Genomic DNA, 26,098 nt, shown 5'->3' with positions numbered 1-26,098 from the left:
GGACACAAGGGAACTAGTGGCCGTCGCCTGGCGTTGACCAGTGCGGGAGGGTCCACTGGACGTGACACCACGACACCGGTGGCATCGCAGATCGGAAGGCAGCACCGCAGGCAAAGGGTTCCCCTGCCGCACGACTTGGAGGGCGTACCGTGCACCGCCGGCACAACGGGCTCAGGACCGCAGTTCTCCTCGGGGGACTGTCGGCACTCATCATCGTCATCGGCAGCTTCTTCGGCCGAACGGGTCTGATCGTCGCGGTCCTCGTCGCCCTCGGCACGAACGCGTACGCGTACTGGAACAGCGACAAACTGGCGCTACGCGCGATGCGCGCCCGCCCGGTGAGCGAGTTCGAGGCGCCGGCCCTGTACCGGATGGTCCGCGAGCTCTCCACCCAGGCCCGCCAGCCCATGCCCCGCCTGTACATCTCCCCGACGGAGGCACCGAACGCCTTCGCCACCGGCCGCAATCCGCGCAACGCCGCCGTGTGCTGCACGGAAGGCATCCTGCGCATCCTGGACGAGCGGGAACTGCGCGGCGTCATCGGCCATGAACTCAGCCACGTCTACAACCGCGACATCCTCATCTCGTCGGTCGCCGGCGCCCTCGCCTCGGTGATCATGTTCCTGGTCAACTTCGCCTGGCTGATCCCGGTCGGCCGTTCGGACGACGACGACGGCCCCGGTTTCCTCGGCCTGTTGCTGATCATGATCCTGGGCCCGCTCGCCGCAAGCCTCATCCAGCTCGCCATCAGCCGCTCCCGGGAGTACGAGGCGGACGCCTCCGGCGCCCAGCTCACCGGCGACCCCCTCGCCCTCGCCAGTGCCCTGCGCAAGCTGGACGCCGGCACCAGACAGCTTCCGCTGCCTCCCGAGCCCCGGATCGAGACCGCGAGCCACATGATGATCGCGAACCCCTTCCGTCCGGGCCAGGGACTGTCCAAGATGTTCTCGACGCACCCGCCCATGGCGGAACGGATCGCCCGGCTAGAGAAGATGGCAGGTCGCCCTCAGTGAAGACCATCCTGAACATCATTTGGCTCGTCCTGAGCGGCTTCTGGCTGTTCCTCGGCTACCTGCTGGCCGGCGTGATCCTCTGCGTCACGATCATCGGCATTCCCTTTGGCATAGCCGCGTTCCGTATCGGCGTGTACGCCCTGTGGCCCTTCGGGTACACGACCGTGGAGCGCCGCGACGCGGGTGCCCCCTCCTGCGTCGGCAACGTACTGTGGCTGGTCCTCGCGGGCTGGTGGCTGGCCCTCGCCCACATCGTCACCGGCATCGCGATGTGCCTGACGATCATCGGCATCCCGTTCGGCATCGCCAACTTCAAGCTGATCCCGGTCTCCCTGCTCCCGCTCGGACGCGAGATCGTCCCCACGGACCAGCCGTTCGCGACCCGCTGACCGCACCTCGTCCGACCCGACCCGACGCCTGTGGCCCAAGAGTTGTCCACAGGCCGGGACGAGTCCGGAGCGCCGCCGGGAGGTTGTCCACAGGCCGGCGCGGTTGTCGGTGGCGGCCTGCATCATGAAGCCATGACCGAGATCGAGCTGTTGCTGACACGGGTGACCGCACAGGCCCGCAACTCCCGCCCGTGGGGCTGGCCTTCGCTCCCCGCGCCCGTCGACGCCGGCACGCTCGCCCAGGCCGGTCAGACCCTGGGCTTCCCCCTCCCACCTCTCCTCGCGGCGCTCTACGAGCGGGTGGGCGACGGGGGTTTCGGCCCGTCGTACGGCCTGCTGCCCCTGCTCGACTCGGCGCCCTCGGGGGAACCGGCGGCCGTCACCCAGTACCTCACCAACCGTGAGTACGGCCGTAAGAACCCGGACTGGCCCTGGCCCGAGGGCGTCCTGCCGATATCGCACTGGGGCTGCGGCATGTACGCGTGCGTGGACTGCCGGGCCCCGCAGGCCACGGTCCTGCTCTACGAGCCCAACGCCGACGGCGCCGACGGCGCCTGGTTCGTGGACGCGCCCAGCCTGACCGACTGGCTGCACATCTGGCTTGAGGGCACGGGCTGGTACGAGGAGACCGACGAGGGTACGGACCTGGCGCCCTGGCCCGGCTTCCGGACTCGCACGGCCCCGGAGCGGGCCCTCTGAGGGACGGAGCCTCCCGAGAGGGGCCGCCGCGGTCCCCTGCCGCAGCTCGCTGCCGCTGCCGCTGTTGTCGTCGTTGTTGGCGTCGATGTCGTCGTGGCGGCCACCGTGGCTACCGGGCCGCCACCCACCGCCGTACGGCGTACGCCGCCGCACCCACCGCCAGTACGGCCGCCCCCACCACCACCGAGATCACCGGCAGCGCGAAAGCGAGGACCACACACCCCAGCAGCCCCACCGCCGGAACCACCCGCGCCCGCGGCACCGGATCCAGCGTCCACGCCGAGGCGTTGGCCACCGCGTAGTACGCCAGCACTCCGAAGGAGGAGAAACCGATGGCACCTCGTACGTCCACGGTCGCCGCCACCACGGCGACCACCGCGCCCACGGCCAGCTCCGCGCGGTGCGGGACCTGGAAACGGGGGTGCACGGCGGCCAGCGCCGGAGGCAGATGACCGTCCCGGGCCATGGCCAGCGTCGTCCGCGACACCCCCAGGATCAGGGCCAGCAGCGAGCCGAGCGCGGCCACCGCGGCGCCCACCCGCACCACGGGCACCAGCCCCGGTACCCCGGCCGCCCGCACCGCGTCGGCCAGTGGCGCGGCCGCCCGCCCGAGCCCGCCCGTGCCCAGCACCGAGACCGCGGCCACCGCCACGCACGCGTACACCACCAGCGTGATCCCCAGAGCCAGCGGGATCGCACGTGGGATGGTGCGCGCCGGATCCCGCACCTCCTCGCCGAGGGTCGCGATCCGCGCGTACCCGGCGAACGCGAAGAACAGCAGACCCGCCGCCTCGAGCAGCCCGCGCACACCCGTCGGCAGTCCGACGTCCAGCCGCCCCGCGGTCGCCGCCCCGGACGTCAGGCACACGACCACCACGGAAGCGAGGACCACCAGCACCACGGCCACGATCACCCGCGTCAGCCAGGCCGACTTCTGGATACCGCCGTAGTTCACGGCGGTCAGGGCCACCACGGCGGCGACCGCCACCGCGTGCGCCTGCCCCGGCCAGACGTACGCGCCCACGGTGAGCGCCATCGCGGCGCAGGACGCCGTCTTGCCGACGACGAACGCCCAGCCCGCGAGGTAACCCCAGAAGGCGCCGAGCCGCTCCCGCCCGTACACGTAGGTACCGCCCGACTGCGGGTACCGGGCGGCCAGGCGTGCCGAGGACATGGCGTTGCAGTAGGCGACCAGGGCGGCGACGGCCAGGGCCGGCAGCAGCCCCGACCCGGCGGCGCGGGCGGCGGGGCCGAGGGCGGCGAACACGCCCGCCCCGACCATGGAGCCGAGGCCGACGATCACCGCGTCGCGCACGCCCAGTGTGCGCCGCAGACCGGAAGGAGGAGGGGAGGCCACCCGGCGTACCTTACTGATCACCGCAACCGTGCGGTATCGCCCAGGCGTCCTCGTCATCGACAAGGCACGAACAAGCGCGCGACGGACACATGCGGACGGCTCGGACGGCTCGACGGCTCGGACGGCCTGTCCGGCACCACCTGTCCGGCACAGCCGGCCCGGACCGAAATCACAGGGCCGGAACAGTGCGAACACAGCGCGGAAGGGCAGGTTCAGGTCATGGGCATCATCAGCTGGATCATCCTGGGACTGTTGGCCGGCGCCATCGCCAAATTCCTGCTGCCGGGACGCGACCCGGGCGGCTTCATCGGCACGACCCTCATCGGCATCGTGGGTGCGTTCCTCGGCGGCTGGATTTCGGCCCGCTGGCTGGACCACCCGGTCGCCAAGAACTTCTACGACGGTGCGACCTGGGTGGCGGCGATCGGCGGCTCGCTGGTCCTGCTGATCGCCTACCGCGTCCTGTTCGGCAACTCGCGCGACTGACCTTCCTCGGCCGGAGCCGACGCACGACAAGTACGAGGGGGGCGGGCACCACGTGGTGCCCGCCCCCCTCGTACTTCGAAAGCGCTGCCTACCGGTAGTTCACGAACTGGAGCGCGAAGTCGAAGTCCTGGCCCTTCAGGAGCGCGATCACGGCCTGGAGGTCGTCGCGGCTCTTGGAACTGACCCGCAGTTCGTCGCCCTGGACCTGGGCCTTCACGCCCTTGGGGCCCTCGTCGCGGATGATCTTGGCGACCTTCTTCGCGTTCTCCTGGGAGATGCCCTCCTCGATCGACGCGAAGATCTTGTACTCCTTGCCGGAGAGCTGCGGCTCACCCGCGTCCAGCGCCTTCAGCGAGATGCCACGCTTGATCAGCTTCGACTGGAAGACGTCGAGGATCGCCTTGACCCGTTCCTCGGAGTTCGCCTGCATCAGGATCTTCTCGCCGGACCAGGCGATCGAGGCGTCCACGCCCTTGAAGTCGTAACGCTGCGAGACCTCCTTGGCGGCCTGGTTGAGGGCGTTGTCGACCTCCTGCCGCTCGACCTTCGAGACGATGTCGAAACTGGAGTCGGCCATGTCCTGTGGCTCCTTGTATCGGGGGTGTGACGGGAGGCGTCGCGGCGCGCGACGGCAGCCGCCGAGCCCGGGGTGGGGACCGGGCCGCATCCGCACCAGCCTAGCCACCCCGCGTCCCGCGAGCGGCGATCAATCGGGTGGCGGAGCACCCCTGCGGATCGGGTATTGTTTACGTCGTTGCCAGGGAGCACCGCCGAAAAGCGGTACCGCCTGGTGGCAGAACCCCGGCGGTGTGCCCGAGCGGCCAAAGGGAGCAGACTGTAAATCTGCCGGCTCAGCCTTCCCAGGTTCGAATCCTGGCGCCGCCACACGGGAACGAAGAGCCCGTGACCTGCGATCAAGCAGGTCACGGGCTCTTCGTCATGTGCTCGATGGCATGCCTTCGCGCGGGCCGGACCGTGGATGCGGGGCGTGGACGCGGCGCGTGATGAAGATCATGGCGAGGCTGCGCCGGTGCGGCGGCCGGGCAGTGGTCCGCCGCGGATGCCCCGCCTCGGGGCACACTGAACACATGTCCTCCCGACGCAGAACCTGCCCGGTGTGCCGCCGTGAAATCGCCGTCGTGGCAGGCCGTTTCGCGCGGCACGACCCGCCCGGGGCCCGCGAGGCGGGAGAGCTCGTCTCCTGCGCCGGCTCGCGGCAGCAGGCCCGGATCGGGGCCGTGGAACCCTCGTTGGACGGTTACGTCGTGCCGGAGTTCCCCGGGCAGCTGCCGCTGTTCTGAGAACTCAGTTCCCGGCCACCGACTTCACGGCCACCGTGACCGGCGTCGAGCCGCCGATCAGCTCCAGGGTCAGGCCGGCCGTCGCCGAGGTGTCCACCAACTCCGCCAGTACGGCGGCCACGTCGTCACGCGTGACCGCACCCCGGCCCGTGTGCGCCTCCAGCCGCACCAGACCGGTGCCCGGCGCGTCCGTCAGCGAACCGGGGCGCAGGATCGTCCAGTCGAGAGCGTTCTGCCCGGTCACGTACGCGTCGGCCTCGCCCTTGGCCCGCAGATACACGTCGAAGACGCCGTCGCCCCGGTGCGCCGGGTCCGCGCCCATCGAGGAGACGACCACGAAACGGCGTACGCCCGCGCGCACGGCCGCGTCCGCGAACAACACCGCCGCGCCCTTGTCCACCGTCTCCTTGCGGGCCGTGCCGCTGCCCGGGCCCGCACCCGCCGCGAACACCGCCGCGTCCGCCCCCTGCAGGAGCGTCGCGACCTCCTCGGCCGACGCCGACTCCAGGTCCAGCAGCACCGGTTCGGCGCCGGCCGCCCGCAGGTCGTCGCCCTGCTCGGCCCTCCGGATGATTCCCGCGACCTCGTCCCCGCGCGCGGAGAGCAGCCGCTCCAGCCGCAACGCGATCTGACCATGACCACCAGCGATGACAATGCGCATGTTTCAGACCGTACGCCCGAAGCCCCGCATCCGCCGCACGACTTCATGCGCCCCACGCGCCGGGGTGGTTCCTCCTGGCGTGCCGGTCCGGTTCGGGCGTGCTGCGGGGATCCTTCGCTCCGTGCCGCGCGCTCCCGCGCCCCGGCCTGCGTGCGGGCGTTCACGTTCCCGCGTCCCTCAGGACAACTCTCCCCGCCCCTGCCGCGGCAGCCCCAGTTCCGCTGCCACCGCCGAGTTGCAGTACTCGCGGACTGCGCTCGTGCGTGCCACCACGCGCCCCCGGTGCACCACGATCCGGCTGTAGGCGAGCGAGAGCGCGCCGGCCAGGTGGTCGCCGCGTACCGCGAGGAGTTCGGCGGGGAAGCCGGCCTCGACGCGGACCTCGGGCAGGCCGAGGGCGGCGCGCGCGGCGACGCTCACGGCGTCGTAGGCGTCCCCGGGGCGCAGGCCGTGTCGGGAGGCCAGGAGGTAGGCCGCCTCCAGGGGGTCGCCGCGGCCGACGGGGTTCGACAGGTCGCGCAGGGCGCCGCTGCCGGCCGCGATCCGCACCCCGGCCGCGCGCAGCAGCCGTACCGGAGCCGTGCCGCGGCGGTCCACGGCACCGCAGCCGCCCTGGGGCAGGCAGACCACTGTGATGCCGGCCGCGGCGAGCTGGTCCGCGACCCGCGCGGCCACCTCGGCAGGCAGGCGCGCGAGCCCGGCGCACGGTCCGAGGACCACGCCGGGGCGCATGCCGCCCGCCATCGCCGCGAGCCTGGCCAGCCGGGCCGGGTCGGTGGCGTCCGTGTGCAGGTCGACCGGGCAGCCGTGTTCGGAGGCGACCTCCAGGACCGCTTCCGCGTAGCCGGTGGGATCGGGGTCCAGGTCGGGGCAGCCGCCCATGACGGACGCGCCCATCTTCGCGGCGTCCCGCAGTATGGCGAGCCCGTCGGCGCCGGCGATCCCGGTCAGCACGCGCGGCATCGCGACCGCCGTGAGTTCCGCGAGCCCGCGCAGCGAGCGGCGCGCCTGGAGGACGGCGGCAAGGGCGCCCAGCCCCTGGACGTCGCCCACGCGCACGTGCGCGCGTACCGCCGTCGCACCGTGTCCCAGCTGCAGCAGGGCCGCCTCGGTGGCGCGGCGCTGGACGTCCTCGGGTTCGTAGGAGACCGGGCCGTCGTGCTCGGCGGAGAGTGCGGTGTCGCCGTGGGCGTGCGGTTCGGCCGGGGCGGGGAGGAGGAGGTAGCCGGACAGGTCCACGCGCGTGCCGCCCGTGCTGGCCGGGGCCAGGCTGCCGGCCGTACCCACCGCCTCGATGCGCCCGCAGCCCAGCCGCACGTCCACGGTCCTGCCGTCGGTGAGCCGCGCCCCGCACAGCAGGAGCGCGGCCGGGTCGGGCTGGCCCGAGGGACCCTGCGGGTTGGACGACGACGAGGGCGGCTGCGGCTGGCTGTCGGGCATCGCACTCCATCAGGGTCGGTCCAGGCATGGGACTCAAGATCACGCAGAGTGAGTCGAGCCTAGGGCGGCGAGCCGCGTGCGGCGGGGAGGAGCGCAATAGTCGTACCGGAGCCGTCGGACCTGCGGGGAACGGTCCTCCACGCGCGCGTGGAGGGTGACGGAAGGGGCCCGGGAGGCCGTTGTGAGGCGTGCGGGAGGGGGGCCGGAAGGGGCCCGGAGGGGGCCGGGAAGGGCGGCGGGAAACGGATTTGGGCGAACGGCGGCCGAGCGTGTAATGTCTTCATCGCTCGCCCCAATAGCTCAGTCGGCAGAGCGTCTCCATGGTAAGGAGAAGGTCTACGGTTCGATTCCGTATTGGGGCTCTGGTGTGAGAGGTTCCCGTCGCGAGGCGGGGACCGATCTCATCAAAGCGGTGTAGCTCAGTCGGTAGAGCAAGCGGCTCATAATCGCTGTGTCACCGGTTCAAGTCCGGTCACCGCTACTGACAGTAGCCGATTGCGGGGTCGGTCCTTCGATCGGCTACTCTTTCTTGCGTTGAATCAAGTCCATCCGTTCGTCTTAGGAGCACTCACGTGGCTGCCACCGACGTCCGCCCGAAGATCACGCTGGCCTGCGTGGAGTGCAAGGAGCGGAACTACATCACCAAGAAGAACCGGCGTAACAACCCGGACCGTCTTGAGATGAAGAAGCACTGCCCGCGTTGCAACGCGCACACTGCGCACCGCGAAACGCGATAACAAACAGGCTCGTCCGTGAGGCCGTCCCCGACTCGGGGGCGGCCTCACGGCGTTTCGGCCGGTGCCTTTCCCGCTAGTTTGTGGGGCAGCACAGCAGACATCAGGAGGTGCCGGGCCAATGGCGCTCGACCAGTCCTTCGTGGGACGGACCTACCCACCCACCGAGCCCTACGAGGTGGGCCGGGAGAAGATCCGTGAGTTCGCCGAGGCGGTGGGTGACACCAACCCGGTGTACACGGACCCGGAGGCGGCCAAGGCGTTCGGCCACTCCGATGTGATCGCCCCGCCGACCTTTGTCTTCTCGATCACGTTCCGCGCGGCCGGACGGGTCGTCGAGGACCCGCAGCTCGGCCTGGACTACAGCCGGGTGGTGCACGGTGACCAGAAGTTCGCCTACCGGCGTCCGGTGCGCGCCGGTGACCGGCTGACCGTGACCTCGACCATCGAGGCCGTCAAGTCCCTCGCGGGCAACGACATCATCGACATCCGCGGCGACGTCCACGACGAGACGGGCGAGCTCGTGGTGAGCGCCCTGACGAAGCTGGTGGCCCGCGCGGCGGACGAAGAAGAAGGCGGGGCGTGAGGATCCGATGACGTCGAAGATCGCGTACGAGGACGTCGAGGTCGGCACCGAACTGCCGGCGCAGACCTTCCCCGTGACCCGCGCCACGCTGGTGCGGTACGCGGGCGCCTCCGGGGACTTCAACCCGATCCACTGGAACGAGAAGTTCGCCAAGGAGGTCGGCCTGCCGGACGTCATCGCCCACGGCATGTTCACCATGGCCGAGGCGATCCGTGTGGTCACCGACTGGACCGGCGACCCGGGTGCGGTCGTCGACTACGGCGTCCGCTTCACCAAGCCCGTCGTCGTCCCGAACGACGACCAGGGGGCCCTGATCGAGGTCAGCGGCAAGGTCGCGGCCAAGCTCGACGACAACACCGTGCGCGTCGACCTGACGGCGATGAGCGCCGGACAGAAGGTGCTGGGCATGTCACGGGCGGTCGTCCGGCTGGGCTGAGCCCGGCGAATCGGTAAGGGGCGCCCTCCTCTGAGGAGCGCCCCTTACGCGTGGGTGGTCCTGGAGAGCAGCGGCCCGGACCCCCCTTGACGTAGTTAGTGATTGAGTACTAACTTTCTCGCATGGTCAGGATGAGCGCAGAGGAGCGGCGCGAGAGCGTCATCCGTGCGGCGATCGCGGAGTTCGCGCAGAGGGGCTACTACGGCACCTCCACCGAGGCGATCGCCAAGCGGGTCGGAGTCTCGCAGCCGTATCTCTTCCGGCTTTTTCCAGGCAAGAAGGCGATCTTCGCCGTCGCCTCGCAGCGCTGCATCGACGAGATGTGCGAGCTCTTCGAGAAGGTGGCCGAGGGGCTGCGGGGCGAAGCGGCCCTGTCCGCCATGGGTGACGCGTATGTGCGGCTCATCCAGGAACGGCCGGAGCGGCTCCAGATGCAGATGCAGACGTACATCGCCGTCGCGGCCGCCGAGGCGGAGGGCGAGCACGAGTTCGGCGAGCTCGTGCGGTCCTGCTGGGGGCGGCTGTGGGACACCGTCCATCTGCTCTCGGGTGCGGACGTCGGCCGCACCACGACCTTCCTGGCCAAGGGGATGCTCATCAACACCTATGCCGCCATGGGGTTTCCGCCCGAGCACCGGGTCTGGCAGGGGATGTACTCGGACGCCGGGGTCACGGGGCGGCCGGAGGAGTGCGGCGACGAGTGACGGGGCGGTTCGCCGTTCCCGGACCGGGCCTTTTCATGAGCCAGAAAATTAGTGACTAATCACTAATCAACACGATCACGCTCTGGGGGAGCGATGTCACAGCAGACCGCACGTCGCGGCGGCGCCGGATGGGCGCTCGTCATCACCAGTGTCGCCGGATTCATGGCGGCCCTCGACAACCTCGTCGTCACCACCGCCCTGCCCTCCATCCGGAAGGACCTCGGCGGAGCCCTGGACGACCTCGAATGGACCGTGAGCGCCTACACGCTCACCTTCGCCGTCCTGCTGATGTTCGGTGCCGCCCTGGGCGACCGCTTCGGCCGGCGCCGGCTCTTCCTCGCCGGGCTCACCGTCTTCACCGGCGCCTCCGCCGCCGCGGCCATGGCGCCCGGCATCGACTCCCTGATCGCCGCCCGCGCGGTGCAGGGCGTCGGCGCGGCCGTCATGATGCCGCTCACGCTCACCCTGCTGACGGCAGCCGTGCCCGAGGCCAGGCGCGGGATGGCGTACGGCATCTGGGGCGCCGTCAACGGGCTCGCGGTCGCCTCGGGACCGCTCATCGGCGGCAGTCTCACCGAACACGTGTCCTGGCACTGGATCTTCTGGCTGAACGTACCGCTGGGCCTCGCCCTGCTGCCGCTCGCCCGCCTGCGCCTCGCCGAGTCGCACGGCACCGGCGCCCCGCTCGACATCCCCGGCACCCTGCTCGCCAGCGGCGGCCTCTTCGGGATCGTCTACGGCCTGGTGCGCGGCCCCGCCGACGGCTGGACCAGCCCGCTGGTGCTCACCGGGCTGTTCGCGGGCGCCGCACTGCTCATCGGCTTCGTCCTCCACGGCAGCCGCGCCAGGAACCCCATGCTGCCGATGCGGCTCTTCCGCTCCCGCGCCTTCTCCGGGATCAACGCGGCCAGCCTGCTGATGTTCCTCGGGATGTTCGGGTCGATCTTCCTGCTCAGCCAGTACATGCAGGGCGTGCTCGGCTACTCGCCCACCGAGGCGGGCCTCAGGATGCTGCCCTGGACCGGCATGCCGATGATCGTCGCGCCGATCGCCGGCATCCTGTCCGACCGCATAGGCGGCCGCCCGGTCGTCGCGGCCGGACTCTTCCTCCAGGCCGCCGGGCTCGGCTACCTGGCCTCGGTCGTCACCGCCGACGCCTCCTACGGCGCCCAGCTGCCCGGCCTGATCGTCAGCGGCATCGGCATGGCCCTGTACTTCGCCCCGGCCGCCAACCTGGTGATGTCCGCCGTACGCCCGCAGGAACAGGGCATCGCCTCCGGTGCCAACAACGCGCTGCGCGAGGTCGGCGGCGCGCTCGGCGTCGCGGTCATGTCGTCCATCTTCTCCGCCCAGGGCGGCTACGAGAGCGCCCAGAGCTTCGTGGACGGACTGCAGCCCGCCCTGTTCACCGGCTCGGCCGTGGTGGCCGTCGCCGGGATCGCCGCCCTGGCCATCCCCGGCCGGCGGCGGGCCGCGCGGCTCGTGGCCGAGGGGGAGCCGGCCCCGGCACTGGAGACCGTCGGCGGCTGACGACGGCTGACGGCACGCGCGTGTGGGGCCCCGTTTCCGGTGCGGACGGGGCCCCACACGCGCGTGCTGCTCGTGGCGGCCGGACCGCCGGCGGCGTCTCGTAGTCTTGGGCGCGTGCAGGAACTCCACGACGCCCCCCTCGCCCCCCTCACCACCTTCCGGCTCGGCGGCCCCGCCACCCGGCTGGTCACCGCGACCACCGATGCCGAGGTGATCACCGCCGTCCGCGCGGCCGACGACAGCGGGACCCCGCTGCTCGTCGTCGGCGGCGGATCGAACCTGGTCATCGGCGACAAGGGCTTCGACGGCACCGCCCTGCGCATCGCCACCACCGGTTTCGAACTGCGTGGTACGACGCTGGAACTGGCGGCCGGCGAGGTGTGGACCGACGCGGTCGCCCGCACCGTCGAGGCGGGCCTCGCGGGCGTCGAATGCCTCGCCGGGATCCCGGGGTCCGCGGGGGCCACGCCCATCCAGAACGTGGGGGCGTACGGGCAGGAGGTCTCCTCCACCGTCACCGAGGTCGTCGCCTACGACCGGCGGACCGGCGAGACGGTGACACTGGACAACGAGGAGTGCGCGTTCTCGTACCGGCACAGCCGGTTCAAGGCCGACCCGGAGCGGTACGTCGTCCTGCGCGTCCGGTTCGGTCTTGAGGACGCGGGCGGGCTGTCGGCGCCGGTGCGGTACGCGGAGGCCGCGCGGGCGCTCGGGGTGGAGCCGGGGGACCGGGTGCCGCTCGCCGACGCCCGTGAGACCGTGCTCAAGCTGCGCGCCGGAAAGGGGATGGTGCTGGATCCCGAGGACCACGACACCTGGTCGGCGGGGTCCTTCTTCACCAACCCGATCCTCACGGACGAGCAGTTCGCCGCCTTCCACGCGCGCGTGCGCGAGCGGCTGGGCGACGCGGCCGAGCCGCCCGCCTACCCCGCCGGGGAAGGGCGTACCAAGACCTCGGCGGCCTGGCTGATCGACAAGGCCGGGTTCGCCAAGGGGTACGGCAGCGGCGCGGCCCGGATCTCCACGAAGCACACGCTGGCGCTGACCAACCGGGGCGGGGCCACGACCGAGGACCTGCTGGAGCTGGCGCGGGAGGTCGTCGCCGGGGTCCGGGAGGCCTTCGGTGTGACCCTGGTCAACGAGCCGGTGACCGTCGGCGTCAGCCTCTGAGCGCTCCGCCGCATTCAGTACGCCACGCCCACCCCCTGCTTCACCGTCCCCGCGTCCTCGATCATCGCGAGCATCGCGTGGGCCACGTCCGCCCGCGCGATGAAGCGTCCCTTGCGCGGGAAGCCGCCCACGACCGTGCGGTAGGTACCGGTCAGCGGCTTGTCCTGCAGGCGCGGCGGGCGTACCGAGGTCCAGTCGGTGCCGCTGCGGGACAGTTCGGCCTCCAGCTCGCGCAGGTCGTCGTAGACCGGCTTGAGGACGGCGGCGACCAGACCGCGCATGGTGCGGTCCAGGAGGCCGTCGTCCGGTTCCGGGCCCACCGGCGCGGCGCTGACCACCAGCAGCCGTCGTACGGCCTCCGCCTCCATGGCGGCCAGGACCGTGCGGGTCAGCCGGGCGGCGACGCCGGCGTCACCCCGGCCGCGCGGGCCCAGACCGGACAGGACCGCGTCCCGGCCGGTCACAGCCGGACGGACCACCTCGGGGTCGGTGAGGTCCGCGCGGACCACCTCCAGGCCCGTGCCGGTCACGGTCAGCCGGGCCGGGTCGCGGACGACCGCCGTGACCCGGTGGCCGGACGCCAGTGCCTGGCGGACGATCTCCCGGCCGATTCCGCCGGTCGCGCCGAACACAGTGAGATTCATGACTGCTCCCGTTCCAGCACAGTGATTGTGATTCAGGTGGGTGAGTATTCACTCACCTCTGCTCGCCTCTAGGGTGAGTAAGCACTCACCCACCCGTCAAGACTTCTCGGGAAGTCCGTCGGAATCGCCGGAAGGGGCATGTGATCCTTGGTTGCCATGGAGCAGAAACCGGCCCGCGTCCGCATCCTCGACGCCGCTCACGAGCTGATGCGCACCGTCGGGCTCGCCCGCGCCACCACCAAGGAGATCGCCAGGGCGGCCGACTGCTCCGAGGCGGCCCTGTACAAGTACTTCCCCAGCAAGGAAGAGCTGTTCGTGCACGTGCTCACCGAGCGGCTGCCGCGGCTCCTCCCGCTGCTGGGCCAGCTCACCGTCGAACCCGGCCGGGGCAGCCTGGAGGACAACCTCACGCAGATCGCCCGTCAGGCCGCGCTCTTCTACGAGGAGAGCTTCCCGATCACCGCGTCCCTCTACGCCGAGCAGCAGCTCAAGCGGAAGCTCGACGACACACTGCGCACCATCGGCGCGGGACCGCACGTGCCGATGAGGGCGCTGGACGGCTACCTGCGCGCCGAGGCGGCCCTCGGCCGGATCCGGCCCGACGCCGACACGTCCGCGGCCGCTGCCCTGCTCCTCGGCGCCTGCGTCCAGCGCGTCTTCTCCTACGAGGCGACGGAGACGGGCGAGCGCCCGCCGGTGGACACGTTCGCCGCCCGCATCGCCCGCACCCTGCTCGGCGGGCTCGCCGTCGCCGGGGAGCCCGCACGCCCTTGACCGGCGGTCAGGAGACCGGGGCGGTCAGCCAGGCGTCGACGTCCGCCAGGAGCCCGGTCTTCACGTCCTCCGGTGCCGCCGAGCCGCGTACCGACTGGCGGGCCAGTTCGGCCAGTTCGGCGTCGGTGAAGGCGTGGTGCACGCGCGCGATGTCGTACTGCGCGGCCAGCCGGGAGCCGAACAGGAGCGGGTCGTCGGCGCCCAGGGCCATCGGGACGCCGGCCTCGAAGAGGGTGCGCAGCGGTACGTCCTCGGGCTTCTCGTAGACGCCGAGGGCCACGTTGGAGGCCGGGCACACCTCGCAGGTGATCTCCCGGTCCGCCAGGCGCTTGAGCAGCCTCGGGTCCTCCGCCGCCCGGACGCCGTGCCCGATCCGGGAGGCGTGCAGGTCGTCCAGGCAGTCCCGCACCGACGCCGGCCCGGTCAGCTCGCCGCCGTGCGGGGCCGCCAGCAGGCCGCCCTCGCGGGCGATGTGGAACGCCCGGTCGAAGTCCCGTGCCAGGCCCCGCCGCTCGTCGTTCGACAGCCCGAAGCCGACCACACCCCGGTCCGCGTACCGGACGGCGAGCCGGGCCAGCGTGCGCGCGTCCAGGGGGTGCTTCATACGGTTCGCGGCCACCAGGACGCGCATGCCGAGGCCGGTCTCCCGGGAGGTCGTCTCCACCGCGTCCAGGATGATCTCCAGGGCCGGGATCAGACCGCCCAGGCGCGGGGCGTACGACGTCGGGTCCACCTGGATCTCCAGCCAGCGCGAACCGTCCTTCAGGTCCTCCTCGGCGGCCTCCCGGACCAGGCGCCGGATGTCCTCGGGCTCTCTCAGGCAGGAGCGCGCAGCGTCGTACAGCCGCTGGAAGCGGAACCAGCCCCGCTCGTCGGTGGCCCGCAGTCTCGGTGGTTCGCCGCTGGTCAGGGCTTCGGTCAGCGCCTCGGGGAGGCGTACGCCGTACTTGTCGGCCAGTTCCAGGACGGTTCCCGGCCGCATCGAACCGGTGAAGTGCAGATGCAGGTGAGCTTTCGGCAGCTCAGAGACATCACGTACGTGCTCCATTCCAGGATCCTGCCGTACGCACCTGCCGTACCGGTAGCCGATTCCCCATTAGTGGCCTTGCTCGCACACGAGAACGCACACGAGAACGCACACCAGAGCGCACACGAGAACGCATACGAGAACGGGCCGCCTCCCCGCAGGGAGACGGCCCGCACGCGCGTGTGCAGCGCGGGAAGGTGTCTGTCAGTCCTTCGCCTCGGCCAGCAGCTTCTGCAGCCGGCTCACGCCCTCGACGAGGTCCTCGTCACCCAGCGCGTACGACAGGCGCAGGTAGCCGGGCGTGCCGAAGGCCTCGCCGGGGACGACCGCGACCTCGGCCTCCTCCAGGATCAGCGCGGCCAGCTCGACCGAGTCCTGCGGGCGCTTCCCGCGGATCTCCTTGCCGAGCAGCGCCTTGACCGACGGGTAGGCGTAGAAGGCGCCCTCGGGCTCGGGGCAGACCACGCCGTCGATCTCGTTGAGCATCCGCACGATGGTCCGGCGGCGCCGGTCGAAGGCCTCGCGCATCGTCGCCACGGCCTCCAGGTCACCGGTGACGGCGGCCAGGGCGGCGACCTGCGCCACGTTGGAGACGTTCGACGTGGCGTGCGACTGGAGGTTCGTGGCCGCCTTGACGACGTCCTTGGGGCCGATGACCCAGCCCACCCGCCAGCCGGTCATGGCGTACGTCTTCGCCACGCCGTTGACGACGATGCACTTGTCACGCAGCTCGGGCAGGATCGCCGGCAGCGAGGTGAACCTCGCGTCGCCGTAGACCAGGTGCTCGTAGATCTCGTCCGTGAGGACCCACAGGCCGTGCTCCACGGCCCAGCGGCCGATCGCCTCGGTCTCGGCCTCGCCGTAGACCGCGCCGGTCGGGTTCGACGGGGAGACGAAGAGCACGACCTTCGTCTTCTCGGTGCGGGCCGCCTCCAGCTGCTCCACGGAGACGCGGTAGCCGGTGGTCTCGTCCGCGACGACCTCGACCGGGACACCGCCGGCCAGGCGGATGGACTCCGGGTACGTCGTCCAGTACGGCGCGGGGACGATGACCTCGTCGCCCGGGTCGAGGATCGCGGCGAAGGCCTCGTAGATGGCCTGCTTGCCGCCGTTGGTGACGAGCACCTGGGAGGCGTCGACCTCGTAGCCGGAGTCGCGCAGCGTCTTCGCGGCGATCGCGGCCTTCAGCTCGGGCAGGCCGCCGGCCGGCGTGTAGCGGTGGTACTTCGGGTTCTTGCAGGCCTCGACGGCGGCTTCGACGATGTAGTCCGGCGTCGGGAAGTCGGGCTCACCGGCGCCGAAGCCGATCACCGGGCGCCCGGCGGCCTTGAGGGCCTTGGCCTTGGCGTCCACGGCGAGGGTGGCGGACTCGGAGATCGCGCCGACTCGGGCGGAGACCCGGCGCTCGGTCGGAGGGGTTGCAGCGCTCATGGGGCCCATCGTTTCAGACCGGAAACCTGCCCGGCACGCCGGTTTCACGGACTGAACAACTACGGACCGAACCATGCACAAGCGTGCGGATCCGCCGCCGGGCCAGGACGATCTTCCATACGGTCGGCCCGGACTGCTGCTTTCTGTTCGACGCGGCGCCGCGGACCACGTACACTCTCCACTCGTTGGCCTTCAGCGGCCGCGCGTGAGCAGGTGCACACCGAGCACCCGGTCGGATGCGGTACGTTGGGGACACAGCAAAGGGTCGTAGCTCAATTGGTAGAGCACCGGTCTCCAAAACCGGCGGTTGGGGGTTCAAGTCCCTCCGGCCCTGCTACACACACCGCCAGGATGTGTGCGCATGTACGTACAAGCATTGCACCGCCGTGCGGCTCCAGAAACCGGGCGCGGCACGGCCATGACCCGGGACCAGGTGAGGACGAATGACGGACGCCGTGGGCTCCATCGACACGCCTGATGCCGATGAGGTGCAGGAGTCCAATAAGAAGGGCCGCAAGGGCGGCAAGCGGGCCAAGAAGGGTCCGCTGAAGCGCCTTGCCACTTTCTACCGCCAGATCATCGCGGAACTCCGCAAGGTCGTCTGGCCGACTCGTAACCAGCTGACGTCGTACACCACCGTGGTGATCTTCTTCGTCGCCATCATGATCGCTCTGGTGACCGTGATTGACTATGGACTCAACCACGCGGCCAAGTACGTCTTCGGCTGAGCACAGAGCGAAGGGCGCCGTGGTACCGGCGCCCGTTTTCGCATGTTCCACCCCTATGTATCCAGGAAGAAGCAGCCATCGTGTCTGACCCGAACCTGAACGACGCCGTCGAGCCCCAAGAGGCCGTCGAAGACGAGCTTGACATCGTCGAGGGCGCGGACGAGCAGGACGAGTTCGAGGCTGCCGAGGCCGAACTGGGGGAGCCGGCCGAGGAGACCGCGGTCCACGTCGAGGACGAGGACGTGGTGGAGGACGAGGACGCCGACGAGACCGAAGAGGTCGAGGAAGTCGTCGAGGAAGAGCCTGCCGAGCCGGTCGACCCCGTCCAGGCGCTGCGCGAGGAGCTGCGGCTGCTCCCCGGCGAGTGGTACGTCATCCACACGTACGCCGGCTACGAGAACCGCGTGAAGACCAACCTGGAGCAGCGCGCCGTCTCGCTGAACGTCGAGGACTACATCTTCCAGGCCGAGGTGCCGCAGGAAGAGGTCGTCCAGATCAAGAACGGTGACCGCAAGACCATCAAGCAGAACAAGCTGCCCGGTTACGTGCTCGTCCGCATGGACCTGACCAACGAGTCGTGGGGTGTCGTCCGCAACACCCCCGGCGTCACCGGCTTCGTCGGCAACGCGTACGACCCGTACCCGCTGACTCTGGACGAGATCGTCAAGATGCTCGCGCCGGAGGCCGAGGAGAAGGCGGCGCGCGAGGCGGCGGAGGCCGAGGGCAAGCCGGTGCCGCAGCGCAAGGTCGAGGTCCAGGTGCTGGACTTCGAGGTGGGCGACTCGGTGACGGTGACCGACGGTCCGTTCGCCACGCTGCAGGCGACGATCAACGAGATCAACCCGGACTCCAAGAAGGTCAAGGGTCTGGTGGAGATCTTCGGGCGTGAGACGCCGGTCGAGCTCTCGTTCGATCAGATCCAGAAGAACTGAGGTAGTACCTCAGCAGCGGGTCGGTGGGGGCTGTTCGCGCAGTTCCTCCCCCAGCCTTCGGCTGGGGGTACCCCCAGCGCCCCTTTCGGGGCGCCCCGATTGACGTCCGTGTCAGGTCAGGTGCCTTTTTCGGGCCCCTGACCTGCTCGGTTTTTGGCCGCGCATCTATACCCGTTATCGTTGTGCGGTATGCCTGCGTTCGGGTTGGTCCCCTCGCGTAGGCAGGACCCGAAATGAAAGGACCCGGAGAGCTATGCCTCCCAAGAAGAAGAAGGTCACGGGGCTCATCAAGCTCCAGATCAACGCCGGTGCGGCGAACCCGGCCCCGCCGGTCGGCCCCGCGCTCGGCCAGCACGGCGTCAACATCATGGAGTTCTGCAAGGCCTACAACGCCGCGACCGAGTCGCAGCGCGGTTGGGTCATCCCGGTGGAGATCACGGTCTACGAGGACCGCTCCTTCACCTTCGTGACCAAGACCCCGCCGGCCGCGAAGATGATCCTCAAGGCCGCTGGTGTCGAGAAGGGCTCCGGCGAGCCGCACAAGACCAAGGTCGCCAAGATCACCGAGGCGCAGGTCCGCGAGATCGCCCAGACCAAGCTTCCCGACCTGAACGCCAACGACCTGGACGCCGCGTCGAAGATCATCGCCGGCACCGCCCGTTCCATGGGCATCACGGTCGAGGGCTGAACCCCACCTTCGTAGAACCACCGTGGTAGGGCCTGCTCGGCCCGTACACCACGACTCCTTCAGAACACACAGGAGCAAGTTGTGAGCAAGCGCAGCAAGGCTCTCCGCGCTGCGGACGAGAAGATCGACCGGGAGAAGCTGTACGCCCCGCTCGAGGCCGTCCGTCTCGCCAAGGAGACCTCCACGACCAAGTTCGACGGCACCGTCGAGGTCGCCTTCCGCCTGGGTGTCGACCCGCGCAAGGCCGACCAGATGGTCCGTGGCACCGTGAACCTCCCGCACGGCACCGGCAAGACCGCCCGGGTCCTGGTCTTCGCGACCGGTGACCGTGCCGAGGCCGCGCGTGCCGCGGGCGCCGACATCGTCGGCGCCGACGAACTGATCGACGAGGTGGCGAAGGGCCGTCTGGACTTCGACGCCGTCGTCGCCACCCCGGACCTCATGGGCAAGGTCGGCCGCCTCGGCCGCGTCCTCGGCCCGCGTGGTCTGATGCCGAACCCGAAGACCGGCACCGTGACCCCCGACACGGCCAAGGCCGTCACGGAGATCAAGGGCGGCAAGATCGAGTTCCGTGTCGACAAGCACTCGAACCTGCACTTCATCATCGGCAAGACGTCCTTCGAGGACGACAAGCTGGTGGAGAACTACGGCGCCGCGCTGGAGGAGATCCTCCGTCTGAAGCCGTCCGCCGCCAAGGGCCGCTACATCAAGAAGGCCGCGGTCAGCACCACCATGGGCCCCGGCATCCCGGTCGACCCGAACCGCACCCGCAACCTCCTCACCGAGGAGGACCCGGCCGCCGTCTGAGCCCCGAGCTCGGTCCGGTAGCCGCGTCAGGGACGCGACACCAACAGGACGGGCCCCGCAACCGAGAGGTTGCGGGGCCCGTCCTGATGTTTGAGCGACTCCCGGCGCGCTGTCAGTGCCCTGGGTTAGCGTCGGGGTACGGGACCGGGGTGCGGGACCTTCATGGGGGTGGGCGGGATGAAGAGCAGGCGAGCGCGTCGTACGGCCGTCACGGTCGCGGTGGCGGCCGCGCTGACAGGAGTGGCGGCCTGCAGCTCCGCGGCGGGCTCAGGGGGCACCGGAGGCTCCGGCAAGGAGGACAGGGCCGGCGCCCGCGCCGCGACCAGGGTCAGCCCCATCGCCGAACTGCGCTCCGCGGAGAAGTCCACCGACAACGCCGACTCCGCCCGGGTCCGCTCGACCACGACCATGGGCTCCCTGCTGTCCATGACGACGGACGGCAGCCTCGCCTGGGACCACGGCATATCCGGCACCGTCACCATCACCTACACCGGCGGCAGCACGGCCGAGCTGATGCGCAAGCTCGGTACGACGTCGATGGAGGCCCGCTATCTGCCCGACGCCTACTACGCGAAGATGAGCGACACGTTCGCCGCGCAGACGGGCGGCAAGCACTGGATCCGGTACGGGTACGGCGACCTGGCCTCCGTCGCCGGCGGCTCGGGCGCCCTGCTCAAGGACCAGATGCAGAACACCACGCCCAACAAGTCGGTGCAGATGCTGCTGGCCTCCGGGGACGTGCGGAAGGTCGGCGAGGAGACGGTCGACGGGCAGGCCACCACCCACTACGCGGGCACCGTGGACGTGGCCGACCTGGCCGGGCGGAGCAGCACCCTCACGGCGGGCCAGCTGGCCGCCCTGAAGAAGCAGCTCACCCAGGCCGGCGTCAGCACCGAGACCGTCGACATCTGGGTCAACGGCCAGGACCTGCTGGTCAAGAAGACCGAGAAGGCCGCCACGGCGACCGGCACGATGACCCAGACCGCGCACTACAGCGACTACGGCGTGAAGGTCAGCGCAGACAAGCCCCCGGCCGGTGACACCGAGGACTTCAAGACGCTGCTCAAGCAGCAGGGCGCGACCGGGCTGACCTCCTGAGCCGTCCGTGGCCGGGGACCGATTTGCTTGACGGTGCACAGGTCCCGTACTCTCCTACAGAAGCCAAAGACCGCTGGTCGTTGCCGTCCACTCGGAAGAGTGTGCGGTGGCCGAAGGATCCGCTGAACCGCGGACGACCCGCGCAGGTGACTGTGGAAGTGCTCCCGGAGCCGTATGCGTCGCGCATGTGATTTCGGTCGAGCTACGCCCCGTGCGCCTGCGCCGGGGCGTTTCGTTTTCCCCAGCCCCTTCTGAGCGGTCCTCATCACCCGGAAGGAGGCCGACGCTCTATGGCAAGGCCCGACAAGGCTGCCGCGGTAGCCGAGCTGACGGAGCAGTTCCGCAGCTCGAACGCCGCCGTGCTGACCGAGTACCGGGGTCTCACCGTGGCGCAGCTCAAGACGCTGCGCCGGTCGCTCGGTGAGAACGCCCAGTACGCCGTGGTGAAGAACACGCTGACCAAGATTGCGGCCAACGAGGCCGGGATCTCCACGCTCGACGACCTGTTCAACGGTCCGACGGCGGTCGCCTTCATCACCGGTGACCCGGTGACGTCGGCGAAGGGTCTTCGTGACTTCGCCAAGGACAACCCGAACCTCGTCATCAAGGGCGGTGTCCTTGACGGCAAGGCGCTGTCCGCCGACGAGATCAAGAAGCTTGCGGACCTCGAGTCCCGCGAGGTTCTGCTCGCCAAGCTGGCGGGCGCCCTGAAGGGCAAGCAGACGCAGGCTGCTCAGGTCTTCCAGGCGCTCCCCTCGAAGTTCGTCCGCACCGCGGAGGCGCTTCGTGCCAAGCAGGCCGAGCAGGGCGGTGCCGAGTAACTCGGCTCGCGAAATGACCGCCGCCTGAGGCACACCGCCCGAGGCAGTGGTCGTAGCGGGCCGAACGTACGCCCGCCAGACATGTACATACGGCACCAGCCGAATTAGTGGAAGGAAAGCCATCGTGGCTCTCACCCAGGACGAACTGCTCGCCGAGTTCGAGACGATGACCCTGATCCAGCTCTCCGAGTTCGTGAAGGCGTTCGAGGAGAAGTTCGACGTCACCGCCGCCGCCGCGGTTGCCGTCGCGGGTCCGGCCGGTCCGGCCGCCCCGGCCGAGGCCGCTGAGGAGCAGGACGAGTTCGACGTCATCCTCACCGGTGCCGGCGACAAGAAGATCCAGGTCATCAAGGTCGTGCGTGAGCTGACCTCCCTCGGCCTGAAGGAGGCCAAGGACCTCGTGGACGGCGCCCCGAAGCCCGTCCTCGAGAAGGTCGCCAAGGAGGCCGCCGAGAAGGCCGCCGAGTCCCTCAAGGGCGCCGGCGCCTCCGTCGAGGTCAAGTAACACCTCCGAGGTCGTACAGACCTCTGTGTGCTGAAACACCCCCTCGGGGGCTGTAACGCGCAGACCGCGAAGAGCGATCATCCATCCGGGTGGTCGCTCTTCGGCGTTACCGGGAGGCCGACCACGGTTGCCTTGCACCTGTGACGGCGGGGGGTATGGTGATCTTCGTCGTGTCTCCGGCGCACCGGGTTTGCGCAGAGGGGCCTTGACGAACCGCACGCAGCGCGCAATTCTCAGGACGCGTCGCCAGAACGGTCCGAATCCGAGGCATGGATCGGCGACGAAGAGGGCAGTATCAACGTGCGTTGAGGGCAGGCATGACGCAGGCGTTGACGATGAAGAGGGTCTCAGAAAATGGGGACTGGACATCAGTGTGCCAAGTGGCTACACTGACCCTTTGCGCTGCCTGTTAGCCTTCCCCTGCCCGTCACCAGGGGTCTGCCCTCACCCGAATGCCGACGACCGGACCTCCTCTGAACTGGGGTTTCTGTCTCTGTGTCCGGGAAGGGACCGGGGAGCGCGTAGTGAGTCCGAGCCCTCGGAAGGACCCCCTCTTGGCCGCCTCGCGCACTGCCTCGAACGCGAATATGAACAACGGCGCCAGCACTGCCCCGCTGCGCATCTCCTTTGCAAAGATCAAGGAGCCTCTCGAGGTTCCCAACCTGCTCGCGCTGCAGACCGAGAGCTTTGACTGGCTGCTCGGGAACACCGCCTGGCAGAGTCGGGTCGAGGAGGCTCTGGAGTCCGGTCAGGACGTCCCCACCAAGTCCGGTCTGGAGGAGATCTTCGAGGAGATCTCCCCGATCGAGGACTTCTCCGGGTCGATGTCGCTGACGTTCCGCGACCACCGCTTCGAGCCGCCGAAGAACAGCATCGACGAGTGCAAGGAGCGCGACTTCACGTACGCCGCCCCGCTCTTCGTCACGGCCGAGTTCACCAACAACGAGACCGGCGAGATCAAGTCCCAGACGGTCTTCATGGGCGACTTCCCGCTCATGACGCACAAGGGCACCTTCGTGATCAACGGCACCGAGCGTGTCGTGGTGTCGCAGCTGGTCCGCTCGCCCGGTGTCTACTTCGACTCCTCCATCGACAAGACGTCCGACAAGGACATCTTCTCCGCCAAGATCATCCCGTCCCGGGGTGCCTGGCTGGAGATGGAGATCGACAAGCGCGACATGGTCGGTGTCCGTATCGACCGCAAGCGCAAGCAGTCCGTGACCGTCCTCCTGAAGGCGCTCGGCTGGACCACCGAGCAGATCCTCGAGGAGTTCGGCGAGTACGAGTCGATGCGCGCCACCCTGGAGAAGGACCACACCCAGGGCCAGGACGACGCGCTGCTCGACATCTACCGCAAGCTGCGTCCGGGCGAGCCCCCCACGCGTGAGGCCGCGCAGACGCTCCTGGAGAACCTGTACTTCAACCCCAAGCGCTACGACCTCGCCAAGGTCGGCCGCTACAAGGTCAACAAGAAGCTGGGTGCGGAGGCTCCGCTGGACGCGGGCGTCCTGACCGTCGAGGACGTCATCTCGACGATCAAGTACCTGGTGAAGCTGCACGCCGGCGAGACCGAGACCGTCGGTGACAGCGGCGTGAGCATCGTCGTCGAGACCGACGACATCGACCACTTCGGTAACCGTCGTCTGCGCAGCGTCGGCGAGCTCATCCAGAACCAGGTCCGTACCGGTCTGGCCCGTATGGAGCGCGTCGTCCGTGAGCGCATGACGACCCAGGACGTCGAGGCGATCACGCCGCAGACCCTGATCAACATCCGGCCGGTCGTCGCCTCCATCAAGGAGTTCTTCGGCACCAGCCAGCTGTCCCAGTTCATGGACCAGAACAACCCGCTGTCGGGTCTCACCCACAAGCGCCGTCTGTCGGCTCTTGGCCCGGGTGGTCTCTCCCGTGAGCGGGCCGGCTTCGAGGTCCGTGACGTGCACCCGTCGCACTACGGCCGTATGTGCCCGATCGAGACCCCCGAAGGCCCGAACATCGGTCTGATCGGCTCGCTCGCCTCCTACGGTCGCGTCAACGCGTTCGGTTTCGTCGAGACCCCGTACCGCAAGGTCGTCGACGGCCAGGTCACCGACGAGGTGGACTACCTGACCGCCGACGAGGAGGACCGGTTCGTCATCGCGCAGGCCAACGCCGGCCTCAACGACGACATGCGCTTCTCCGAGGCCCGGGTGCTCGTCCGCCGCCGTGGCGGCGAGGTCGACTACGTCGCCGGTGACGACGTGGACTACATGGACGTCTCGCCGCGCCAGATGGTGTCGGTCGCGACCGCCATGATCCCGTTCCTGGAGCACGACGACGCCAACCGTGCCCTCATGGGCGCGAACATGATGCGGCAGGCCGTGCCGCTGATCAAGAGCGAGTCCCCGCTCGTCGGCACCGGCATGGAGTACCGCTCCGCCGTCGACGCCGGCGACGTGGTCAAGGCCGAGAAGGCGGGTGTGGTCCAGGAGGTCTCCGCGGACTACATCACCACCGCCAACGACGACGGCACGTACATCACGTACCGCCTGGCCAAGTTCGCCCGCTCCAACCAGGGCACCTCGGTCAACCAGAAGGTCATCGTCGACGAGGGCGACCGGATCATCGAGGGCCAGGTCCTGGCCGACGGCCCGGCCACCGAGAACGGCGAGATGGCCCTCGGCAAGAACCTGCTCGTGGCGTTCATGCCGTGGGAGGGTCACAACTACGAGGACGCGATCATCCTGTCGCAGCGCCTCGTGCAGGACGACGTCCTCTCCTCGATCCACATCGAGGAGCACGAGGTCGACGCCCGTGACACCAAGCTGGGCCCCGAGGAGATCACCCGGGACATCCCGAACGTCTCCGAGGAGGTCCTCGCCGACCTCGACGAGCGCGGCATCATCCGGATCGGTGCCGAGGTCGTCGCCGGCGACATCCTCGTCGGCAAGGTCACGCCCAAGGGTGAGACCGAGCTGACGCCGGAGGAGCGCCTGCTCCGTGCGATCTTCGGTGAGAAGGCCCGTGAGGTCCGTGACACCTCGCTGAAGGTGCCGCACGGCGAGATCGGCAAGATCATCGGTGTGCGCGTCTTCGACCGCGAGGAGGGCGACGAGCTGCCGCCGGGCGTGAACCAGCTGGTCCGCGTCTACGTCGCGCAGAAGCGCAAGATCACCGACGGCGACAAGCTCGCCGGCCGGCACGGCAACAAGGGTGTCATCTCCAAGATCCTGCCGATCGAGGACATGCCGTTCCTGGAGGACGGCACCCCGGTCGACATCATCCTCAACCCGCTCGGTGTGCCGTCCCGAATGAACCCGGGACAGGTCCTGGAGATCCACCTCGGTTGGCTCGCCAGCCGCGGCTGGGACGTCTCCGGCCTCGCCGAGGACTGGGCCCAGCGGCTCCAGGTCATCGGCGCCGACCAGGTCGCCCCGCGCACCAACGTCGCGACCCCGGTCTTCGACGGTGCCCGCGAGGACGAGCTGGCGGGTCTGCTGCAGCACACCATCCCGAACCGCGACGGCGACCGCCTGGTGCAGCCGACCGGCAAGGCGCGGCTGTTCGACGGCCGCTCCGGTGAGCCGTTCCCGGACCCGATCTCCATCGGCTACATGTACATCCTGAAGCTGCACCACCTGGTCGACGACAAGCTGCACGCCCGGTCGACCGGCCCGTACTCGATGATCACCCAGCAGCCGCTGGGTGGTAAGGCGCAGTTCGGTGGCCAGCGCTTCGGCGAGATGGAGGTGTGGGCGCTGGAGGCTTACGGCGCCGCGTACGCCCTCCAGGAGCTGCTCACCATCAAGTCCGACGACGTCACCGGCCGCGTGAAGGTCTACGAGGCCATCGTCAAGGGCGAGAACATCCCCGAGCCCGGCATCCCCGAGTCCTTCAAGGTCCTCATCAAGGAGATGCAGTCGCTCTGCCTGAACGTGGAGGTGCTGTCCAGCGACGGTATGTCCATCGAGATGCGTGACACCGACGAGGACGTCTTCCGCGCGGCGGAGGAGCTCGGCATCGACCTGTCCCGGCGCGAGCCGAGCAGCGTCGAAGAGGTCTGACGGGAGTCCGGCGGGCCCCTGAGCCATCAGGGCCCGCCGACCCCCAGGCCCCCGTTTCAGACCTGAAGACTCACAACCCTGAGAGGGATTGACGCAT

27 protein-coding genes and 4 tRNA genes are annotated in these 26,098 nt (G+C 69.6%); 24 read left to right on the top strand and 7 right to left on the bottom strand.

Annotated elements, in window-relative coordinates; all coding sequences use genetic code 11:
• The first annotated feature begins 149 nt into the window (after positions 1–149).
• The 3 genes from htpX to ACIQVL_RS14515 all read left to right on the top strand — a co-directional run bounded on the left by htpX (position 150) and on the right by ACIQVL_RS14515 (position 2,101).
• Positions 150–1,013, top strand: coding sequence for a zinc metalloprotease HtpX (gene htpX, locus ACIQVL_RS14525; RefSeq protein WP_403433912.1), 864 nt, complete (start codon positions 150–152; stop codon positions 1,011–1,013).
• On the top strand, positions 1,010–1,402 hold the full coding sequence (locus tag ACIQVL_RS14520) for a YccF domain-containing protein (protein WP_403433914.1): 393 nt from the start codon (positions 1,010–1,012) through the stop codon (positions 1,400–1,402). The genes htpX and ACIQVL_RS14520 overlap by 4 nt, the downstream gene beginning before the upstream one ends.
• A gap of 132 nt (positions 1,403–1,534) precedes the next feature.
• Positions 1,535–2,101, top strand: coding sequence for an SMI1/KNR4 family protein (locus ACIQVL_RS14515; RefSeq protein WP_403433915.1), 567 nt, complete (start codon positions 1,535–1,537; stop codon positions 2,099–2,101).
• A gap of 109 nt (positions 2,102–2,210) precedes the next feature.
• On the opposite strand, the gene ACIQVL_RS14510 is transcribed toward ACIQVL_RS14515, so the two are convergent.
• Entirely contained in the window at positions 2,211–3,458 is a 1,248-nt protein-coding gene (locus ACIQVL_RS14510) for an APC family permease (RefSeq protein ID WP_403433918.1), read from the bottom strand.
• A 219-nt stretch (positions 3,459–3,677) separates the two neighbouring features.
• Between ACIQVL_RS14510 and ACIQVL_RS14505 the strand changes: the two genes are divergently transcribed.
• Complete coding sequence (locus ACIQVL_RS14505; protein WP_403433920.1) at positions 3,678–3,944, top strand: GlsB/YeaQ/YmgE family stress response membrane protein; 267 nt, start codon at positions 3,678–3,680, stop codon at positions 3,942–3,944.
• 88 nt (positions 3,945–4,032) lie between these two features.
• On the opposite strand, the gene ACIQVL_RS14500 is transcribed toward ACIQVL_RS14505, so the two are convergent.
• Positions 4,033–4,521, bottom strand: a complete 489-nt coding sequence (locus ACIQVL_RS14500) for a YajQ family cyclic di-GMP-binding protein (RefSeq protein WP_093499708.1) — start codon at positions 4,519–4,521, stop codon at positions 4,033–4,035.
• A 226-nt stretch (positions 4,522–4,747) separates the two neighbouring features.
• Here ACIQVL_RS14500 and ACIQVL_RS14495 point away from each other — a divergent pair.
• Together ACIQVL_RS14495 and ACIQVL_RS14490 are read left to right on the top strand one after the other, a co-directional pair.
• Positions 4,748–4,829 (top strand) — tRNA-Tyr (locus ACIQVL_RS14495).
• 203 nt (positions 4,830–5,032) lie between these two features.
• A complete protein-coding gene (locus tag ACIQVL_RS14490) occupies positions 5,033–5,245 on the top strand; it encodes a hypothetical protein (protein WP_403433922.1) in 213 nt (70 codons plus the stop codon).
• A 4-nt stretch (positions 5,246–5,249) separates the two neighbouring features.
• Here the strand turns inward: ACIQVL_RS14490 and ACIQVL_RS14485 are convergent, their stop codons facing one another.
• Together ACIQVL_RS14485 and ACIQVL_RS14480 are read right to left on the bottom strand one after the other, a co-directional pair.
• Complete coding sequence (locus ACIQVL_RS14485) at positions 5,250–5,906, bottom strand: NAD(P)H-binding protein (protein ID WP_403433925.1); 657 nt, start codon at positions 5,904–5,906, stop codon at positions 5,250–5,252.
• Positions 5,907–6,083: 177 nt separating this feature from the next.
• Positions 6,084–7,346 (bottom strand): hydrolase, encoded by a 1,263-nt coding sequence (locus tag ACIQVL_RS14480; protein ID WP_403433928.1) that lies wholly within the window; start codon positions 7,344–7,346, stop codon positions 6,084–6,086.
• A 289-nt stretch (positions 7,347–7,635) separates the two neighbouring features.
• On the opposite strand from ACIQVL_RS14480, the gene ACIQVL_RS14475 reads away from it, so the two are divergent.
• The 8 genes from ACIQVL_RS14475 to ACIQVL_RS14440 all read left to right on the top strand — a co-directional run bounded on the left by ACIQVL_RS14475 (position 7,636) and on the right by ACIQVL_RS14440 (position 12,506).
• Positions 7,636–7,708 (top strand) — tRNA-Thr (locus ACIQVL_RS14475).
• A gap of 46 nt (positions 7,709–7,754) precedes the next feature.
• Positions 7,755–7,827: transfer RNA gene (locus tag ACIQVL_RS14470), tRNA-Met, on the top strand.
• A 91-nt stretch (positions 7,828–7,918) separates the two neighbouring features.
• Positions 7,919–8,083: a 50S ribosomal protein L33 gene (gene rpmG / locus ACIQVL_RS14465; RefSeq protein WP_003948671.1), complete on the top strand. Its 165-nt coding sequence runs from the start codon at positions 7,919–7,921 to the stop codon at positions 8,081–8,083.
• Positions 8,084–8,201: 118 nt separating this feature from the next.
• A complete protein-coding gene (locus ACIQVL_RS14460; protein WP_403433930.1) occupies positions 8,202–8,666 on the top strand; it encodes a MaoC family dehydratase N-terminal domain-containing protein in 465 nt (154 codons plus the stop codon).
• A 7-nt stretch (positions 8,667–8,673) separates the two neighbouring features.
• The gene (locus tag ACIQVL_RS14455) at positions 8,674–9,102 is read left to right on the top strand and encodes a MaoC family dehydratase (protein ID WP_388905970.1); all 429 of its coding nucleotides are present in this window, start codon (positions 8,674–8,676) and stop codon (positions 9,100–9,102) included.
• 122 nt (positions 9,103–9,224) lie between these two features.
• Entirely contained in the window at positions 9,225–9,806 is a 582-nt protein-coding gene (locus ACIQVL_RS14450) for a TetR/AcrR family transcriptional regulator (protein ID WP_403475439.1), read from the top strand.
• A 93-nt stretch (positions 9,807–9,899) separates the two neighbouring features.
• Positions 9,900–11,336, top strand: a complete 1,437-nt coding sequence (locus tag ACIQVL_RS14445) for a DHA2 family efflux MFS transporter permease subunit (RefSeq protein ID WP_403475438.1) — start codon at positions 9,900–9,902, stop codon at positions 11,334–11,336.
• A 114-nt stretch (positions 11,337–11,450) separates the two neighbouring features.
• Positions 11,451–12,506, top strand: a complete 1,056-nt coding sequence (locus tag ACIQVL_RS14440; RefSeq protein ID WP_403475437.1) for a UDP-N-acetylmuramate dehydrogenase — start codon at positions 11,451–11,453, stop codon at positions 12,504–12,506.
• A 14-nt stretch (positions 12,507–12,520) separates the two neighbouring features.
• Here ACIQVL_RS14440 and ACIQVL_RS14435 read toward each other — a convergent pair whose 3' ends face one another.
• A complete protein-coding gene (locus tag ACIQVL_RS14435; RefSeq protein ID WP_403433942.1) occupies positions 12,521–13,150 on the bottom strand; it encodes an NAD(P)-dependent oxidoreductase in 630 nt (209 codons plus the stop codon).
• A gap of 156 nt (positions 13,151–13,306) precedes the next feature.
• On the opposite strand from ACIQVL_RS14435, the gene ACIQVL_RS14430 reads away from it, so the two are divergent.
• Entirely contained in the window at positions 13,307–13,924 is a 618-nt protein-coding gene (locus ACIQVL_RS14430; protein ID WP_403433945.1) for a TetR/AcrR family transcriptional regulator, read from the top strand.
• Positions 13,925–13,931: 7 nt separating this feature from the next.
• Here the strand turns inward: ACIQVL_RS14430 and ACIQVL_RS14425 are convergent, their stop codons facing one another.
• Both ACIQVL_RS14425 and ACIQVL_RS14420 read right to left on the bottom strand, forming a co-directional pair.
• Positions 13,932–14,972 carry an adenosine deaminase gene (locus ACIQVL_RS14425; protein ID WP_403433948.1) on the bottom strand — a complete coding sequence of 347 codons (1,041 nt, stop codon included), beginning with the start codon at positions 14,970–14,972 and terminating at the stop codon, positions 13,932–13,934.
• Positions 14,973–15,155: 183 nt separating this feature from the next.
• Positions 15,156–16,382, bottom strand: coding sequence for a pyridoxal phosphate-dependent aminotransferase (locus ACIQVL_RS14420; protein ID WP_403475436.1), 1,227 nt, complete (start codon positions 16,380–16,382; stop codon positions 15,156–15,158).
• 261 nt (positions 16,383–16,643) lie between these two features.
• Here ACIQVL_RS14420 and ACIQVL_RS14415 point away from each other — a divergent pair.
• The 9 genes from ACIQVL_RS14415 to rpoB all read left to right on the top strand — a co-directional run bounded on the left by ACIQVL_RS14415 (position 16,644) and on the right by rpoB (position 26,001).
• A tRNA-Trp gene (locus tag ACIQVL_RS14415) sits at positions 16,644–16,716 on the top strand.
• Positions 16,717–16,825: 109 nt separating this feature from the next.
• Entirely contained in the window at positions 16,826–17,110 is a 285-nt protein-coding gene (secE, locus tag ACIQVL_RS14410; RefSeq protein ID WP_403433954.1) for a preprotein translocase subunit SecE, read from the top strand.
• Between the two features lie 80 nt (positions 17,111–17,190).
• Positions 17,191–18,042 carry a transcription termination/antitermination protein NusG gene (nusG, locus tag ACIQVL_RS14405; protein ID WP_403475435.1) on the top strand — a complete coding sequence of 284 codons (852 nt, stop codon included), beginning with the start codon at positions 17,191–17,193 and terminating at the stop codon, positions 18,040–18,042.
• A 253-nt stretch (positions 18,043–18,295) separates the two neighbouring features.
• Complete coding sequence (gene rplK, locus ACIQVL_RS14400; RefSeq protein WP_037858373.1) at positions 18,296–18,730, top strand: 50S ribosomal protein L11; 435 nt, start codon at positions 18,296–18,298, stop codon at positions 18,728–18,730.
• A gap of 81 nt (positions 18,731–18,811) precedes the next feature.
• Complete coding sequence (rplA, locus tag ACIQVL_RS14395; protein WP_189268819.1) at positions 18,812–19,537, top strand: 50S ribosomal protein L1; 726 nt, start codon at positions 18,812–18,814, stop codon at positions 19,535–19,537.
• A gap of 177 nt (positions 19,538–19,714) precedes the next feature.
• On the top strand, positions 19,715–20,635 hold the full coding sequence (locus ACIQVL_RS14390) for a hypothetical protein (RefSeq protein WP_403433960.1): 921 nt from the start codon (positions 19,715–19,717) through the stop codon (positions 20,633–20,635).
• Positions 20,636–20,925: 290 nt separating this feature from the next.
• The gene (gene rplJ, locus ACIQVL_RS14385; RefSeq protein ID WP_403433963.1) at positions 20,926–21,456 is read left to right on the top strand and encodes a 50S ribosomal protein L10; all 531 of its coding nucleotides are present in this window, start codon (positions 20,926–20,928) and stop codon (positions 21,454–21,456) included.
• A 121-nt stretch (positions 21,457–21,577) separates the two neighbouring features.
• Positions 21,578–21,961 carry a 50S ribosomal protein L7/L12 gene (gene rplL, locus ACIQVL_RS14380; protein WP_403434237.1) on the top strand — a complete coding sequence of 128 codons (384 nt, stop codon included), beginning with the start codon at positions 21,578–21,580 and terminating at the stop codon, positions 21,959–21,961.
• 554 nt (positions 21,962–22,515) lie between these two features.
• Positions 22,516–26,001 carry a DNA-directed RNA polymerase subunit beta gene (gene rpoB / locus ACIQVL_RS14375; RefSeq protein ID WP_403433966.1) on the top strand — a complete coding sequence of 1,162 codons (3,486 nt, stop codon included), beginning with the start codon at positions 22,516–22,518 and terminating at the stop codon, positions 25,999–26,001.
• Positions 26,002–26,098 lie beyond the last annotated feature (97 nt).

It is taken from the genome of Streptomyces sp. NPDC090499 (genome assembly GCF_044769305.1).
GTDB lineage: Bacteria > Actinomycetota > Actinomycetes > Streptomycetales > Streptomycetaceae > Streptomyces.
This window is presented reverse-complemented; position numbering and strand designations above follow the sequence as displayed.